At 69.1% G+C, this 14,423-nt stretch carries 13 protein-coding genes; 4 read left to right on the forward strand and 9 right to left on the reverse strand.

Annotation, left to right across the window (positions count from 1 at the left end):
* Window positions 1–116: 116 nt before the first annotated feature.
* The 6 genes from LRR16_RS11480 to LRR16_RS11505 form a co-directional block, all read right to left on the reverse strand.
* Window positions 117–1,142 (reverse strand): tripartite tricarboxylate transporter substrate binding protein, encoded by a 1,026-nt coding sequence (locus LRR16_RS11480; RefSeq protein WP_006576795.1) that lies wholly within the window; start codon window positions 1,140–1,142, stop codon window positions 117–119.
* A 255-nt stretch (window positions 1,143–1,397) separates the two neighbouring features.
* Window positions 1,398–2,510, reverse strand: coding sequence for a hypothetical protein (locus LRR16_RS11485; protein ID WP_232205912.1), 1,113 nt, complete (start codon window positions 2,508–2,510; stop codon window positions 1,398–1,400).
* A gap of 264 nt (window positions 2,511–2,774) precedes the next feature.
* Complete coding sequence (locus tag LRR16_RS11490) at window positions 2,775–3,947, reverse strand: thiolase (RefSeq protein WP_232205913.1); 1,173 nt, start codon at window positions 3,945–3,947, stop codon at window positions 2,775–2,777.
* Between the two features lie 4 nt (window positions 3,948–3,951).
* Window positions 3,952–4,359, reverse strand: a complete 408-nt coding sequence (locus tag LRR16_RS11495) for a Zn-ribbon domain-containing OB-fold protein (RefSeq protein WP_232205914.1) — start codon at window positions 4,357–4,359, stop codon at window positions 3,952–3,954.
* Between the two features lie 333 nt (window positions 4,360–4,692).
* A complete protein-coding gene (locus tag LRR16_RS11500; RefSeq protein ID WP_232206057.1) occupies window positions 4,693–6,243 on the reverse strand; it encodes an acetolactate synthase large subunit in 1,551 nt (516 codons plus the stop codon).
* 119 nt (window positions 6,244–6,362) lie between these two features.
* Entirely contained in the window at window positions 6,363–7,130 is a 768-nt protein-coding gene (locus tag LRR16_RS11505; protein WP_006579724.1) for a GntR family transcriptional regulator, read from the reverse strand.
* 374 nt (window positions 7,131–7,504) lie between these two features.
* On the opposite strand from LRR16_RS11505, the gene LRR16_RS11510 reads away from it, so the two are divergent.
* The gene (locus tag LRR16_RS11510) at window positions 7,505–8,002 is read left to right on the forward strand and encodes a thioesterase family protein (RefSeq protein ID WP_006579723.1); all 498 of its coding nucleotides are present in this window, start codon (window positions 7,505–7,507) and stop codon (window positions 8,000–8,002) included.
* 50 nt (window positions 8,003–8,052) lie between these two features.
* Here LRR16_RS11510 and LRR16_RS11515 read toward each other — a convergent pair whose 3' ends face one another.
* Window positions 8,053–9,570 (reverse strand): sensor histidine kinase, encoded by a 1,518-nt coding sequence (locus tag LRR16_RS11515; protein WP_006579722.1) that lies wholly within the window; start codon window positions 9,568–9,570, stop codon window positions 8,053–8,055.
* 279 nt (window positions 9,571–9,849) lie between these two features.
* Here LRR16_RS11515 and LRR16_RS11520 point away from each other — a divergent pair, with 279 nt between their 5' ends.
* The 3 genes from LRR16_RS11520 (at window position 9,850) to LRR16_RS11530 (ending at window position 12,943) form a co-directional block, all read left to right on the forward strand.
* Window positions 9,850–10,758: a DMT family transporter gene (locus LRR16_RS11520; protein WP_023263969.1), complete on the forward strand. Its 909-nt coding sequence runs from the start codon at window positions 9,850–9,852 to the stop codon at window positions 10,756–10,758.
* A 217-nt stretch (window positions 10,759–10,975) separates the two neighbouring features.
* The gene (locus LRR16_RS11525) at window positions 10,976–11,419 is read left to right on the forward strand and encodes an HU family DNA-binding protein (RefSeq protein WP_006579425.1); all 444 of its coding nucleotides are present in this window, start codon (window positions 10,976–10,978) and stop codon (window positions 11,417–11,419) included.
* A gap of 315 nt (window positions 11,420–11,734) precedes the next feature.
* The gene (locus tag LRR16_RS11530; RefSeq protein WP_232205915.1) at window positions 11,735–12,943 is read left to right on the forward strand and encodes an MFS transporter; all 1,209 of its coding nucleotides are present in this window, start codon (window positions 11,735–11,737) and stop codon (window positions 12,941–12,943) included.
* Here LRR16_RS11530 and LRR16_RS11535 read toward each other — a convergent pair.
* Complete coding sequence (locus LRR16_RS11535) at window positions 12,940–13,251, reverse strand: hypothetical protein (protein ID WP_082928631.1); 312 nt, start codon at window positions 13,249–13,251, stop codon at window positions 12,940–12,942. The two genes, LRR16_RS11530 and LRR16_RS11535, sit on opposite strands and share 4 nt — an antisense overlap.
* Before the next feature lie 269 nt (window positions 13,252–13,520).
* The gene (locus LRR16_RS11540; RefSeq protein WP_232205916.1) at window positions 13,521–14,333 is read right to left on the reverse strand and encodes a GntR family transcriptional regulator; all 813 of its coding nucleotides are present in this window, start codon (window positions 14,331–14,333) and stop codon (window positions 13,521–13,523) included.
* Window positions 14,334–14,423: the final 90 nt, after the last annotated feature.

Consider the following 14,423-nt stretch of genomic DNA (forward strand, 5'->3'; position numbering starts at 1 on the left):
GTCGTCCCCGCGAAAGCGGGGACCCAGCGTCTTTCGCGACGTCGGGACTTCGGAAGACGCCGGGTTCCCGCCCGCGCGGGAACGACGCAACGGTTCCCCTGCACGTCAACGGGCGATCACTCCACCTCGATCTTCGCCGTCTTGACCACCCCGCTCCACAGCCGCAGCTCCCGCTCGATCCGCTCCGCCAGCGGCTTCGGCCCGGTGATGTTCAGGTCGTAGCCGCCCTGCGTCATCCGCTGGCGGAAGGCCGCATCGTCGCCGACGGTCTGCTGCGCCTTGACCAGCGTGTCGACCACCTCGGCCGGCAGCTTCGGCGGGCCGATCAGCGCGTACCAGCCGGTCACCGCATAGTCCTTCAGCCCCGACTCGACCATGGTCGGCACGTTCGGCAGCGCGGCGTTGCGCTCCTTTGACGTGACCGCCAGCGGCCGCACCTTGCCGCCCTGGATATGGCCGATCGCGGTGCCCGTGATATCGAACATGAAGGCGATCTTGCCGCTGATCACGTCGGTCATCGCCGGCGAATTGCCCTTGTACGGCACGTGCAGCATCTTGACGCCGCTCATCTGCGCCAGCAGTTCGGCCGACAGATGGTTGGACGCGCCGACGCCGGCCGAGCCGAACGCCACGCCTTGTGGGTGCTTGCGGGCGTACTCCACCAGCTCGCCGACGTTGCGGGCCGGGAAGTCCTTGTTGATCAGCAGCACGTTGGTGTAGTCGGTGATCAGCCCGATATGGCTGAAATCCCGGGTCGGATTGAAGTTGACCGCCTTCTGGATCAGCGGCGTCATCGTCATGGTCGGGCTGGCGACGAAGTACAGGGTGTAGCCGTCCGGCGGCGCCTTGGCCGTGATCTCGGCGGCGATCGCACCGCTGGCGCCGGCACGGTTGTCGACCACCACCGGCTGCTTCAGCACGCGTCCGAGGTAGTCCGCATAGATGCGCGCCGCGGTGTCGACCGGCCCGCCGGGCGTATAGCCGACGATCAGCTTGATCGGGCGCGACGGATAGGGCTCGGCCGCGGCGGCGCCTTCGCTGAGCGCCAGCGAGGCCACCGCCACCGCCGTCACTGGGACCAGCGCGCCCAGCACGGTCGCCAGCGTGCCGGCGGGCCGCCATCGTGTTTGCTTCGTTGCCATGCGTCTCCTCCTGAGGTGAACGGTCTGGCTCGGCCGGCGCACTTTGTTGTTCGCGCACGTTCGGTCCGCATGGGCTGGGTCCGTTTACATATAGAGAGAAGCCCTGGCGCTTGCGCCGATGCCATCACCGCAGTGTGTGGGGGCGCCGGCCCGCTCGCCATTTGCATTTGGCTAAGGCCGCCTTCCGCACGGCCGTGGGTGCGCTGCGGCAAACCGCGCGCACCGGATGGCACGGCGCGCGCGACGGCTCGACGCTCAATAGCAGCGCACGCCGTCGTCGTCGCGGCATGCCGGCTTCGGAGCAAGCACCGGAAGCAGACGCCGCGGATTCTGCAGTTCCTGCCTGACCGCTTCGACGCCGTGGATGGCCGCACGGTATCCGTGCCGCCGCGTCCCTTCCCCGCCCACCCGCACGACGACCGCCGCGCGCCCGTCGCGTGGCATCGGATAGACCTTCAGCTGCGCCCTGCCCGCGAGTTCGCCGCGGCCACGCATCGGCAGCCGGAACAACCGGATCAGCAGCGCCAGCAACGCGCCTTGCCAGTCGCCCGCGGCGAGCCTGTCGCGTACACCTGGGCCACAGATCGCCACGGCCTCATGCATGCGCCGCGCGTCTCCCACACGTACCGGGCGGATACGGCAGCGCAGCAGCACGCGCCGCGGGTCGCCGTCGTGCCGCCGCCCGGTGCGGCGCCACGGGCGGATCCGGAAGGCCAGGCACGCGTCCATCTCGGTGCCGCGAGCCCCCGGGGAATCTGCCGTGCCGCTCTCGGCCGCGGATTCAGTGGCGCCGCGTGGATCCGATGGCCGTTGCCAGCGCGAGAACTTGTGCAGGCGGATCTCGCCGCCTGCGCCCGCGGAAATCGTCAGGCGGCGCTGCACCGGCGCGGCGCCCGCATTGACGGCGTGCTCGTCGCGGCAGACCAGCGCCTCGTCGGCGATCGCCGCCGCGCACTCGATCAGCGCGGCGCGCCTGGCGACATCGTCGTGCGGCACGCGGTCCTGCACGGCACCATGCGGATCGAACAGGGCGCTGAGGCAATCGCTCAGGCGGATCAGCACCTTGACGCCCATCTCCAGTTCGAGCGCGGCGCAGGCGGCGTCGGGATCGATCGACCGGTCGCAGCCGCGCAGTCGGAGGCGGTATTCGCGCCCGATATCGGCGAACACCGAGCGCAGGCGGCCGCCGGCATCCGCTGCCAGCGTGACATCGATGCTGCCTTCGCCGAGAAACAGCCTGGCCGCGGTGCGCGCCACCTGCGCGGCATCGCGCGGCCGCAGCGGCGGCTGGCAGGCGCGGGATCGCGGGTCACCGATATGCGGCGTCGCGGGAAGGAACGAGGGCATCGGGCAGGTGGGCAGCGTCATGGGGCGGGCAGGCTCGCAGGAGAAGAACACTCGCGGACGATCCCCTGGCCGGTGGACTACACCTGACCGGCCCGCGAATCGCCATCGCCCTCTCTAGACGAGCGGCGCGGCGCCATCGTTGACCCGGATTGCCGACTTCGCGCGACTTCACCTCGGCTGGTGTCGCCAAATGAAAAAATGCGGGCGAACGCGTTAAGCGTTCGCCCGCATTGCTTTCGCTTGCTGCGGCATGCCGTCGCAGCACCGGTTCGAACGCCGAGCCGGCTATAGCGTCGCGGCCGTTCCCAGGATCGCGGTCGACTGGCTCGACAAGGTGCCGCCGTTGCCGTGCACCAGTGCAATCTCTGCACCGTCCACCTGCCGCTCGCCGCATTCGCCGCGCAACTGCCGCACCGCCTCGATCGTGATGAACATGCCGTACATGCCGGGATGCACGCACGACAGCCCGCCGCCGTTGGTATTGACCGGCACCCTTCCACCGGGCGCGATGGCGCCGCCGCTGACGAAGGGCCCGCCCTCGCCCTTGGCGCAGAAGCCGAGGTCTTCGAGGAACAGCAGCGTGTTGATCGTGAAGGCGTCGTACAGCTCGAGCACGTCGACGTCCGCCGGTTTGACGCCCGCCATCGCGAAGGCTCGTTCACCCGATTCCTTAGCGGCGGTGACCGTCAGATCCGGCATGCTCGAGATCTGCCGATGCCAGGTTGCGGTGGCGTTGCCGAGCACGTAGACCGGCGGCCTGTCCAGGTCCTTGGCGCGTTCGGCGCGCACCATCACATAGGCGCCGGCGCCGTCGGTGACCAGGCAGCAGTCGCGCACCGACAGCGGGTCCGACACCATGCGGGCGTTCAGCACGTCGTCGATGCTCAGGGGATCGCGCATCAGCGCATCGGGATTGAGTTGTGCCCATTTGCGCGCGGCCACCGCTACCTCGGCCAGGTGCTCGCGCGTGGTGCCGTACTGGTGCATGTGCCGCGCGGCCGCCAGGGCGTACGAGGTGATCGGCTGCATCGGCTGGTAGGGGTTCTCGTAAGGCTGCGGGTCCAGCACCGAGCGCACCTTGGCGATGCCGGCGCGGCCGACGGTCGAGGTGCGCTGGTTGCTGCCGTAGCAGACCAGCACCGCGTCGCAGATGCCGGCTTCGAGCGCCAGCATCGCGGGCAACATATGGGCGACGAAGCTGGAGCCGCCGATCATCGTGCTGTCGACGAACTTCGGATGGATACCCAGGTATTCGGCGACCGGCATCACCCACATGGTGGCGCCGACGCTGGCGGTGGCGATGCCGTCGATCTCGCGCATCGACATGCCGGCATCCTTGACGGCGGCCTTGGCCGCCTCCACCAGGATTTCCATTTCGGTCTTGCCGTGGGCCTCGCCGAGTCCGGCCTGTCCCACGCCGACGATGGCGACGCCACCGCGCAACGATTGTGCTCGCATCGCGTCAGCCCTCCATCGGATCGAACACCACCATGGCGGGAACGCCGTCGCCGGCGGCCGGCGCGACGCGCGCCTTGACGCGCATGCCGATGCGCACCGCCTGCGGTGCCACGCCCTCGACCCGGCTCATCATGCGCACGCCTTCATCGAGATCGACCAGCGCGACGTTGTAGTCGCCGCCCGCATCGGGCTTGCGGCGGATGACGCTGGTCGAATAGACGGTGCCGGTGCCCTTCGGATCGGTCCAGTCCAGCGCCTCGCCGCCGCAGTGCGGACACAGGTTGCGCGGATAGAACACGTGGCGGTCGCAGTCGCGGCAGTGCTGGATGCGAAAGCGCCCTTCGTTCAGCAGGGCCGCGTAGACGCGGTCCGGCCCGGGATCGGCCTGCGCCGCGGTGGTCGGTGTTGTCATGCTGTCTCCTGGCTCGATGCCTTCCGCGGGCAGCTTGCCGCAGTCATCGGCGCTTCGGCAATTCGCTTGTCCGGAAGGGTGGATTATTCGGTCGCGAAGGGGATACCCCTGCCCTCTCCCCCCCCCGCCCTCTCCCGCAAGCGGGAGAGGGAGAACGCCCGTGGTTGTTCGTCATCACAGCGGTCTGTTGCGCTCCTCGGCTTTGCAAGCGAGGGAGAACGCCTTCGGTCTAGGAAAATTCCGCTGGATTGCTCCCCTCTCCCGCTTGCGGGAGAGGGGCTGGGGGAGAGGGGCTGGGGAGAGGGCCAGCGCTCCAACCCCGCCCCCAAAAGCTCAAATCACCAACTCGATCAAGAACGGCCCCTTGCGCTTGTTCGCCATCGCGAACAGATCGGCAAAGCTGTCCATGTCTACCGCGCGCGCGCCCTCGACGCCCATGCCCGCGGCGAGCTTGACCCAGTCGAGATCGGGATTGCCGATGTCCAGCATGTCCAGCGCGGTCTTGCCCGGATTGGCGCCGACGCCGGCCAGTTCGCCCAGCAGGATCGCGTACTTGCGATTGGCCAGCACCACCACGGTGACGTCGAGCTGCTCGCGCGCCATCGTCCACAGCGACTGCACCGTGTACATGCCGGAGCCGTCGGCCTGCAGCGCGACCACGCGCCGGTCGGGTACCGCCACCGCGGCGCCCACCGCCAGCGGCAGGCCGGCGCCGATCGCGCCGCCGGTCAGCTGCAGCCAGTCGTGCGGGGCGGCATGCACGGTGCCGGGATAGAAGGCGCGGCCGAAGCTGACGCTTTCCTCGACCACGACCGCCTGCTCCGGCAGCAGCGCGCTCAGCGTCTGCGCAACCGCTTCCGACGTCACCGCACCCTTGGCGATGCCGACGGGTGCGACAGCCGGGGTGGCGCCATCAGGCACCGGCACCGCTGGCGCGCCGAGTGCGTCGGCCAGGCGCGCCAGCGCATCGGCCAGGTCCTGCTCCGGACGGGCCAGCACATGGATCTGCGCGTCCTCGGGATAGGGGCGCGGCGACTTGCCGGGATAGGCGAAGAAGGTCACCGGCGGCGGCGCGCCGACCAGGATCACCTGGCGGATGCCGGCCAGCCTGGCGCGCGCGGCGTCGCCCGAGTAAGGCACGCGCTCGACGGCGAAGCGGCCACGCCCGCGCGACACGCGCGCATTGGACATCGGCGTGATCAGCCGCGCGTCGGTGGCGGCGGCAATGCGGTGCGCATCGGCCAGCGGCGCCTCGCGCAGCGCCGTGCCGGCCAGCACCAGCAGCGTCGGCTGGCCCGAGCGCAGCCAGCGCGCGGCCTGCTCGATCGCGTCCGGGGACACCTTGGGCGCGCTCAGCGGCGGCAGCGGCGCGGCCACCTTGCCACCTTCGTCCCAGCACACGTCGGACGGCAGGATCAGGCTGGCCACGCCGCCGGGGGCGGCGCAGGCGGCCTGCACCGCGGCCGCGGCATCGGCGCCGACCTGATCGGCGCGCTGCGCGGTGCGGGTCCAGACCGATACGGGACGCGCCCAGCCCTCGGTGTCGGCTGTCAGCGGCGCATCGAGCGGACGGTGATAGGTGGCCTGGTCGCCGATGATATTGACGATCGGCGTCTGCGCGCGGCGCGCGTTGTGCAGATTGGCAAGGCCGTTGGCGAGACCGGGTCCGCAATGCAGCAGCGTCGCCGCCGGCTTGTCCGCCATGCGGGCATAGCCGTCGGCGGCGCCCGTCACCACGCCCTCGAACAAACCCAGCACGCAGCGCATGCCGAGGATGCGGTCGAGCGCCGCAACGAAATGCATCTCGCTGGTACCCGGATTGGCGAAGCAGGTATCGACGCCGCAGGCGAGCAGGGTCTTGACCAGGCTCTCGGCGCCGTTCAGCGTCTGCCCGGCTTGCTGGGTGGGGTTGGTCTCCATATTGCGCGCTTCCTTGGTGTCAGGTCGGTCGAATTGAAATCGGTTGGGGGATCGGTGCGGATTCGGTGCGCCGGCTTTCGCCTTCATCCGGCCAGGCCGCCGGGGTCGAGCAGGTCGAAGTCGAGGCAGACGTATTCGGTCGGAAATTCGATGCGCGCGTAATAGACGATCACGCCATCGGCGCACGCATGGCGGCGCAGTTCGGCGACCGGCGCGCCGACCGGCAGCGCCAGCGCCGCGGCCGATTCCGCGCCGGCCGCGATGATCGACAGCCGCTGCCGCGCGCTCGATACCCGCAGCCCCGGAAAGCGGTCCAGCACCGGCACCGACGCGCCCTGCCGGAACGCGCGCGGGTTGCGGGCGAACAGGCCTTCCTCGATATAGACCTCGCCGATCGCGAAGGGCCGGCCGTCGAGCCGGTGCAGCCGGCGCAGGAAATGGTAGGCGCACGCGCGCTCGGCCTCGCAGGGCAGGCCCAGCTCGTCCGGCAACGGCACGCTGCCCGCCGACTCGACCAGCGCCTCGGTGCCGAGCTGCTCGCCGACCTGGACCGCCTGGCCCCAGGTGACCGGCAGCGACACCGGCCGGCGGCGCTTGCAGCCGCCCTTGACGAAGGTGCCACGCCCGCGCGAGCGCGCGACCAGGCCTTCGTCGTCGAGCACCGACAGCGCGTGGTGCATCGTCATGCGCGCGACCCCGTATTGCCGGCACAGGTCCTCGAGCGACGGTATCCGTTCGCCGGGACGCCAGACCCCGCTCTCGATGCGGCGGCGAAAGATGGTCGCCAGCTGCAGATAGACCGGCTCGCGGCTGCGCGACAACAGTTCGGTCGAGGACAGGGAATCGGACATCGATGGGCGGCAGACGGTGGGCCGAAGCGCGGCGCAGGGCAGCGGACAGGCACGATGCAAACGCACGCGCGGCCGCGGGAAACGGACTCAGTGAGCGGACTCAGTGAGCGGACTCGATGAGCGGGCTCGGCGAACTGCCACTGTAATAAGGTCTAGTTACCTATACCACTAGGGTTTACCGCGGGTTGGTGCGGCATCACGCAGTCAGCGGCGGGACGGCAATGGCAAGTTCCGCTTACGTGCGCCGCTTCTCGTCTACCCGCAAAGGTTGGGTGACGTCCGTGCAGGGTCTGCGGCCAGAATGCGCCATGCCCCCTCTCCCCCGGGGGCAAGCGAGGCTGCCGCTCGCAGCCATTGATCCAGGAGCTTTTTCCATGTTGATGCGTGACGTGATTCCCCACATCCTGAACCGCGGTACCGGCCAGCTGGCGCAGGACCAGGTCGAAACCCCTCCCCGCAAGACGTTCCACCACACGATCGACATCTATCTGAAGGATTCCAACGCCTTCATGAACACCTACTTCGCGCGCTATTTCGAATGGCAGGGCATCTGCCGCGAGCGCTGGTTCCACGAATGCATCCACGGCAATCTGCTGGCCGCGGGCGGCGTCTTCGTGACCAAGCGCGCGCACCAGGAATATGTCGAGGAGACCTTTCCGTTCCAGCGTGTGGACTGCTACCTGAACACCTTCCAGGTCAAGCAGTGCTCGGCGTATCTGCTGTTCCGCTTCTGCGTCGACGAGCGGCCGGTGTCGCTGGGCTACCAGCAGATCGTGTTCGCCGACAAGGAGAAGCGGATCGCGCGATTCCCGAAGGAGATCGTCGAGCGGGTCAAGGAGTATGAGGTGAGCGCGCCGGTGCTGGCCAACTAGTAGCGGAGCAGGTCCGCCGCTCGGGCCGACCCCGCGGCACGGCCGTCGCGTCAGGCGGCCGTGCCGTGGCCGAGCGGCTGGATAGGCTGGATCGGCTGCATCGGCTCGATCCGCTCCAGCGTCTCGAGCGGGCCGATCGAGGCCGCCGCGTTCGCCGGCTCCGGCGGCTCGGCCGCCACGGCGACCGGCAGATGCAGCGTGAAGACGGTATGCCGGCCGGGCGCCGATGCGCAGTCGATGCGGCCGCCGAAGGCCTCCATCACGCGCCGGCAGAACGCCAGCCCCATGCCGGCACCGCTGCCGTGCGGCTTGGTCGAGAAGAACGGATCGAAGATGCGCGGCAGCACGTCCGCCGGAATGCCGGGACCGGTATCGCGCACGCGCAGCTGATAGAAGCCGCCCGATTCGCACGCGGAGATCTCGATGCGCCCGCCGTCGCGGGCCTCACGCTGGTGCGCGCGCATCGCCTGCAGCGCGTTCTTCAGCAGATTGAACAGCACGTAGACCAGCAGCGTGTCGGAACCGCGGAAGCGCCAGCCGGCCGGTATCGACTGCACGGAAACCCGCTCGCGTTCGCCGGGGCGGAACGGATAGCGCTCCAGCGCGGACTCGACGCAATGAGCAACGCCGTGCGGCACGAAGCTGCCGCGGTCCAGCCGCTCCAGCGTGATCGACGCCAGCGCCATCTCGATCACCGCCTGCGTGCCATCGACCTCGCTCCGGATCGCGCGAAGCAGCGTCGGCAGCCGCTCGAGCTGGCCGGGGCGCAGGCTGTCCTCGATCAGGCCGTGCTCGACGGCGCGGCGGTAGCCATCCAGCACGGTCGGCCAGGCGACCGCCAGCTCCTGCGTCTGCATGCGGATGGTCGCCAGCGGCGTGCGCACCTCGTGGGCCACGGTGGCGGCCAGCGAGTACGGATGCATCAGGTCGTAGCGCACGATCGACAGCGCGATGATGCCCAGGCTCACGGCGATGAAGACCACGCCCGGCGGATAGATGTCGTGGCCGTAGTTGACCGCATAGTCGATCGCCGCCAGCGAATACAGGCCCAGGCTCCACAGGCACAGCGTCAGCCGCTGGCGCTTCTCGCCCACCGCGTCGCGGCGCGCATCGAGCAGCAGCCAGCCGCTGCGCAGCGCCAGCAGCACGGTCTGGGCGACATGGATCGGATGCAGGATCCCGGCGCGCGGGTAGTTGCCGAAGCTGTAGATGTAGTAGTCGGAGACCAGCCGATCGGATACCAGCAACACCACCGCCAGCAGCAGCGACATGCCGTAGGACACCAGCAGCCACGGCCGCTCGCCGCGGCGCTCGGTCACTTCGGTGATGAAGTGATAGAAGGTGGTCGGCAGGAAGACGATGAACAGATAGCCGACCTTGGCCAGCAGCAGCGCCACGTCGGGATGCGTGGTCTGGAACAGGAAGGCCCAGGTGCCCTGCCACGCGAACGTGGTCGCGCACATCAGGAAGAAGGTCGTGGTCAGGCGCGTGACGCCCCTCGTCACCAGCACGTAGAGGCCGTAACCGAGAAAGATCGACGAGACGAAGGCGGGCAGGATGGCGTACATGGCGTGACCGTTTGAGCTGCCAGACCGGCGGAAAGCGGACATGGTATGCCCTAACGCTCCGCCGCCGTACTGATTTCGGTTGCACTCTGCGGTAACCGAGGTTGAATACGCCATCCCCGATCGGGGGTAGCACGCCGGTAGGGTTGCGAGCTTGCAATCCCCCTGAAAATGCGGGGCCTGGCGCGTCCGAAGCCACTGTTGGCGGCATAATGCGCGCTCCAGTGTCCACGCCACCGCGCCGCCGGCACCGACGCCTGCGCGTTCGCGCCCTCCTTTCGTATGCCCACCTCCCCGATCGCCGGCTCGCGCGCCGGCTGGCTGACCCTCTTCCTGCTGGCCTTCCCGCCGTTGAGCTGGGCCGGCAACGCCATCGTCGGCCATCTGGCGGCCGGTGCCGTGCCGCCGATCACGCTGAACTTCCTGCGCTGGCTGCTGGCCGGGCTGCTGCTGACGCCCCTGGCGTGGAGCGGCGTGCGCGAGCACGCGGCGGCGCTGCGGCGCCACGCGGGGCTGATCCTTGCGCTTGGCGTGCTGTCGATCGCCAGCTATAACGCGCTGCAATATCTGGCGCTGACGACGTCGACGCCGATCAACGTGACGCTGATCGGCGCGTCGATGCCGCTGTTCCTGCTGGCAGTCGGCGTGACGTTCTTCCGCGAGCCGGCCACGCGCAGCCATATCACGGGCGCGCTGCTGTGCCTGGTCGGCGTGACGTTCGTGCTGGTGCGCGGCGAACTGGGCCGGCTCGCGCAGCTCGACTTCGTGCCCGGCGACCTGTTCATGCTGGCGGCGACGCTCGCCTGGAGCGGCTATACGTGGCTGCTGCGCAAGCAGCGGCCGGCGCTGCCGCTGATCGTGCTGCTGTACGCGCAGATCGTCGCCGGCGTGGTGGTCAGCGTGCCCTTCGTCGCCTGGGAGCTGGGCATCGCCGGCCAGACCATCGTCTGGAGCCCCAGCACCTTCGGCATCCTGGCCTACGTCGCCACGGTGCCGTCCCTGCTCGCGTATTTCGCCTGGGATCGCGCGGTCGCGCGCGCCGGCGCGCAGCTGCCGGTGTTCTTCGTCACGCTGACGCCGGCCTTCGCCGCGATCCTGTCCACGCTGCTGCTCGGCGAGTGGCCGAACTGGTACCACGGGGTCGGACTGGCCGCGATCGTGGCCGGGATCTGGGTCGCGCAACGCCGCTGATCGGGGCACCGGATCGGAGCGCGCATGGCATCGCGACGGCGACGGCCGCGAGGATGGTGGCATCCGCGCGACACATTGCACGGCCCAACCGCCAAATCACGCCGAAAACCCCTTGAAAATAGGCACCGTTCGCGCGTTTTGCTATTCTGTGCGCGGCGCTGCCCGGCGGCATCCGACGGTACTGCGCTCCAACATTGAACCTGTTCACGACATCGATATGGCCACCAAAGCTAAACCGACCGCGAAGACTGCAGCAACCAAGACCGCCGCCAAGGCGCCCGCCAAGAAGGCCGCCGCTCCGGTGAAGGCCGCCAAGAAGGCTGCGCCGGCCGCAGCGCCGACGCCCAAGCCGCTGAAGGACACCTTCAACAAGTCCAGCCTGGTGTCGCACCTGGTCGCGCAGACCGAGCTCGATCCGAAGACGGTCAAGACCGTGCTGGCGCAGCTGGAAAGCACCATGATCGGCGCGCTGAACAAGAAGGGCGCGGGCGAATTCACGCTGCCCGGCCTGCTGAAGGTCACCGCCGTGCAAGTGCCCGCCACCAAGAAGCGTTTCGGCAAGAACCCGTTCACCGGCCAGGAGCAGTGGTTCGCTGCCAAGCCGGCCTCGGTCAAGGTCAAGGTCCGCGCGCTGAAGAAGCTGAAGGACGCGGCGCTGTAATCGGCCCGCATCCCCGGCCTGCCTCGGCGCGATACGCGCCGGCACGCAAACCCTCGCCGCGTTGAGGCGAGGGTTTTTTATTGTGCGCGCCGGGAACGCGGTTAGAATCGCCCCCGCTGCGTTCCCGACGTCGTTTTCGACAACGATGTTCCGGGCGGCGCGGCCGTAAGCGTTTACGTGAATCAACGCATCACCAGCGGCACCTGCGGCCGACTGGCGGTGTGCGTTGGCCGCTTGCGTCATCCCTCGCGTCTGCGTCGTTTCCCGTCCGTCGACCGTTCCGGTGCCGCCCTCTCTGTGAAGGAGTGGCGGTCGATGTCGAACGTCCTGCAAGATTCTTCGCTGCGCCGGCTGGTCTGGATGACCGTCGCGCTGTTTCTGACCTACCTCGCTGTCGCCATGGCGATGCCCGCCGTGGCGCTCCATGTCGTGCAGGCCCTGGGCATGGGCAATGTCGGCTCCGGCCTGGCCGTCGGCATTGCCTTCCTGTCGACGATCCTGAGCCGCGGCTGGGCCGGACGGCTGGCCGACGAACGCGGCGGCAAGGCCGCGATGTTCCGCGGTCTCTTCCTGTACGCGCTCGCGGCGCTGTTGTGCTGGTGGTCGTCGTTGCCATCGCTCGGCCACGGCACGGCCGCCTATGCGGTGCTGCTCGCGGGCCGGCTGCTGCTCGGGCTTGGTGAAAGCGCGGCGCTGGTCGGCATGCTCGCCTGGGGCATGGCGACGATGGGACCGGCGCGCTCGGGCCTGGTGATGGCGCTGGTCGGCACCGGCATGTACGGCGCGTTCGCCGCGGGCGGGCCGGTGGGGCTGTGGCTGCTGGAGCGCTGCGGCTTTGCCGGGCTGATGCTGGTCTGCGCCGCCATGCCGGTGCTCGGCGCGCTGATGCTGTGGCGAACGGTACCGGCTGCACCGCCGAAGACGGGACCGCGCCCGCCGTTCGTGCAGGTGCTGGGACGCATCTGGCAACCAGGCGTCGTGGTCGGCCTGCAGGGCATCGGCTTCGCCGCGCTGGGCGCCTTCTTCCCGCTGTATTTCCTGGCCAATGGCTGGCATGGCGCCGGCTACGGCCTGACCTGTTTCGGCCTGGACTTTGTCGCGATTCGCCTGCTGTGCGGCACCTTGCCGGACCGGTTCGGCGCAGTGCCGGTGGCGCTGGTCTCGCTGCTGGTCGAAGCCGCGGGACAGGCGATGCTGTGGCTCGCACCCGGGCCCGGCGTGGCGATGATCGGCGCGTTGCTGACCGGCATCGGCTGCTCGATGGTGTTCCCGTCGATGGGGCTGGAGGCGGTCAGACGCGTGCCCGCGCATCTGCGCGGTACCGCGATCGGCGGCTTCGCGGCGTTCCAGGACCTCGCTTACGGCGCGACCGGTCCGTTGGCGGGCTGGGTCGCCGACCAGTTCGGCCACGCGCAGGTCTTCATGGTCGGAACGCTTGCCGCCGCGCTGGCGGTGCTGATGACCTTGCGGCTGCGCGGCCGTTCATGCGCGCACCCGCAGGCCGATTCGTCTGCCGCCCCTTAGCGGGTCCAATACCCGGGGCGCCGCACGACATGCCCGTGCGAGTCCCGGACCCAGCGCTCGGGCACATAGCGGTGTCCCGGGCGCGATACGTAATGGCCATGGCCGTGGTGCGGACGCGCATGGTAGCGATGGTAGTCGTGGCGATGGTGGCGGTGCCGCACATGCGGCGGAGCCGGACGATAGTGCTCGTGCCGATGGTAGCCATGCCGATGATCGTGGCGGTCCGAATGCGCCTGGGCGGGCGAGACAAGACCGAACATCGCGCCGGCGGCCAGCGTTCCGAGTGCGATCAGCAATTGGCGAGTCATGTTTTTCTCCTGATGCGCTGCCCGGCTTGGCGGCGCGTTGAACATGGCTCGACTGTAGCGATCTGGAACGGTCCTGGACGGATGCAGTTGTAAGCCAGTCTCACAAGCGGGCACACCGTGGAGCGTGCCGTGGATACCCTGGCGGCGAACGGCCACGCCATTGCCGGCCGAAGATAGCGGCCGTTGTACCTGTCTTGCCCGCATGCGGCCGGTGATGAGGCCGCGCTCGCCGCGTAATGCGGCGTTACAGCCGAAATAACTGTTTGCGACTATCGCGCCGCAGCGGCCTCGCGCTCGCGCGCCGCGCGCATCGCCACTGCCTTCTTCTGCAGCGCGTGTTCGCGCATCAGCGTCTCGACCGTGGCGCCATCGCGCGCCAGCAGCGCGGTGACGAAGCGCTGGTGGTCGTCCACGCCGTGGGCCCATTCGTCCTGGTCCTGGTTCGAGCGGAAGCGCAGGTTCTGCACGCGCAGATTGAGCCGGCGATGCGTGTCCGCCAGGGTGGGGTTATGGGCGGCGGCGCTGATCGCCAGATGGGTGCCCATGCTGGCCTCGTAGTAGGCGTGCAGATCGCGGGCGGCGTAGGCGTCCAGCATCGCGCGATGCAGCCGGGCAATCTGCGCCAGCTCCTCGTCGCTGGCCTTCTCGGCGGCCAGCCTTCCGGTCAGTCCTTCCAGCACGGCGAGCACGTCGAACACATCGGCGACATCGCGCTCGGACATCGCGATCACCTGCGCGCCGCGCTTGGGCAGCAGCATCACGAGCCCGTCGGCGGCAAGGATCCGATAGGCCTCGCGCAGCGGCGTGCGCGAGACGCGCAGCCGCTCGCACAGATCGCGCTCGTTGAGCCAGACGCCGGGTACCAGCGTGCCGTCGATGATCAAGTGCCGCAGGCGCTCGGCGACCACCGCGGCCAGCGTCGGATGCGCGATCGCCAGCGGGTCGTCGCCGTCCGCGGACAGCGACGCGGCAACGGTCGCGGGACCGGTGCGGCGGCCGCGCTCGCCGCCGGCGCGCGCTTGCGGCAGGTCCGGCGCCAGCGTTGCGGGGGCGTCTTCCCGTTCGTTTACCGGGTAAACCATGGGCGATGCATCCTTTGTGAAGGCGTTGATTTGGGATATGGTATACCAAATCAACGGTGCGGCAAGACGTCATATTGCCGGGCCGTCAGC

Origin of the sequence: Cupriavidus sp. UGS-1 (assembly GCF_021213615.1) — a bacterium.
Taxonomy (GTDB): Bacteria; Pseudomonadota; Gammaproteobacteria; order Burkholderiales; family Burkholderiaceae; genus Cupriavidus.

Excerpts from the sequence above, each read along its gene's own strand:
- LRR16_RS11480 (WP_006576795.1), bottom strand. The coding sequence starts at position 1,142 with ATGGCAACGAAGCAAACACGATGGCGGCCCGCCGGCACGCTGGCGACC.
- LRR16_RS11485 (WP_232205912.1), bottom strand. The coding sequence starts at position 2,510 with ATGACGCTGCCCACCTGCCCGATGCCCTCGTTCCTTCCCGCGACGCCG.
- LRR16_RS11490 (WP_232205913.1), bottom strand. The coding sequence starts at position 3,947 with ATGCGAGCACAATCGTTGCGCGGTGGCGTCGCCATCGTCGGCGTGGGA.
- LRR16_RS11495 (WP_232205914.1), bottom strand. The coding sequence starts at position 4,359 with ATGACAACACCGACCACCGCGGCGCAGGCCGATCCCGGGCCGGACCGC.
- LRR16_RS11505 (WP_006579724.1), bottom strand. The coding sequence starts at position 7,130 with ATGTCCGATTCCCTGTCCTCGACCGAACTGTTGTCGCGCAGCCGCGAG.
- LRR16_RS11510 (WP_006579723.1), top strand. The coding sequence starts at position 7,505 with ATGTTGATGCGTGACGTGATTCCCCACATCCTGAACCGCGGTACCGGC.
- LRR16_RS11515 (WP_006579722.1), bottom strand. The coding sequence starts at position 9,570 with ATGTACGCCATCCTGCCCGCCTTCGTCTCGTCGATCTTTCTCGGTTAC.
- LRR16_RS11520 (WP_023263969.1), top strand. The coding sequence starts at position 9,850 with ATGCCCACCTCCCCGATCGCCGGCTCGCGCGCCGGCTGGCTGACCCTC.
- LRR16_RS11525 (WP_006579425.1), top strand. The coding sequence starts at position 10,976 with ATGGCCACCAAAGCTAAACCGACCGCGAAGACTGCAGCAACCAAGACC.
- LRR16_RS11530 (WP_232205915.1), top strand. The coding sequence starts at position 11,735 with ATGTCGAACGTCCTGCAAGATTCTTCGCTGCGCCGGCTGGTCTGGATG.
- LRR16_RS11535 (WP_082928631.1), bottom strand. The coding sequence starts at position 13,251 with ATGACTCGCCAATTGCTGATCGCACTCGGAACGCTGGCCGCCGGCGCG.
- LRR16_RS11540 (WP_232205916.1), bottom strand. The coding sequence starts at position 14,333 with ATGGTTTACCCGGTAAACGAACGGGAAGACGCCCCCGCAACGCTGGCG.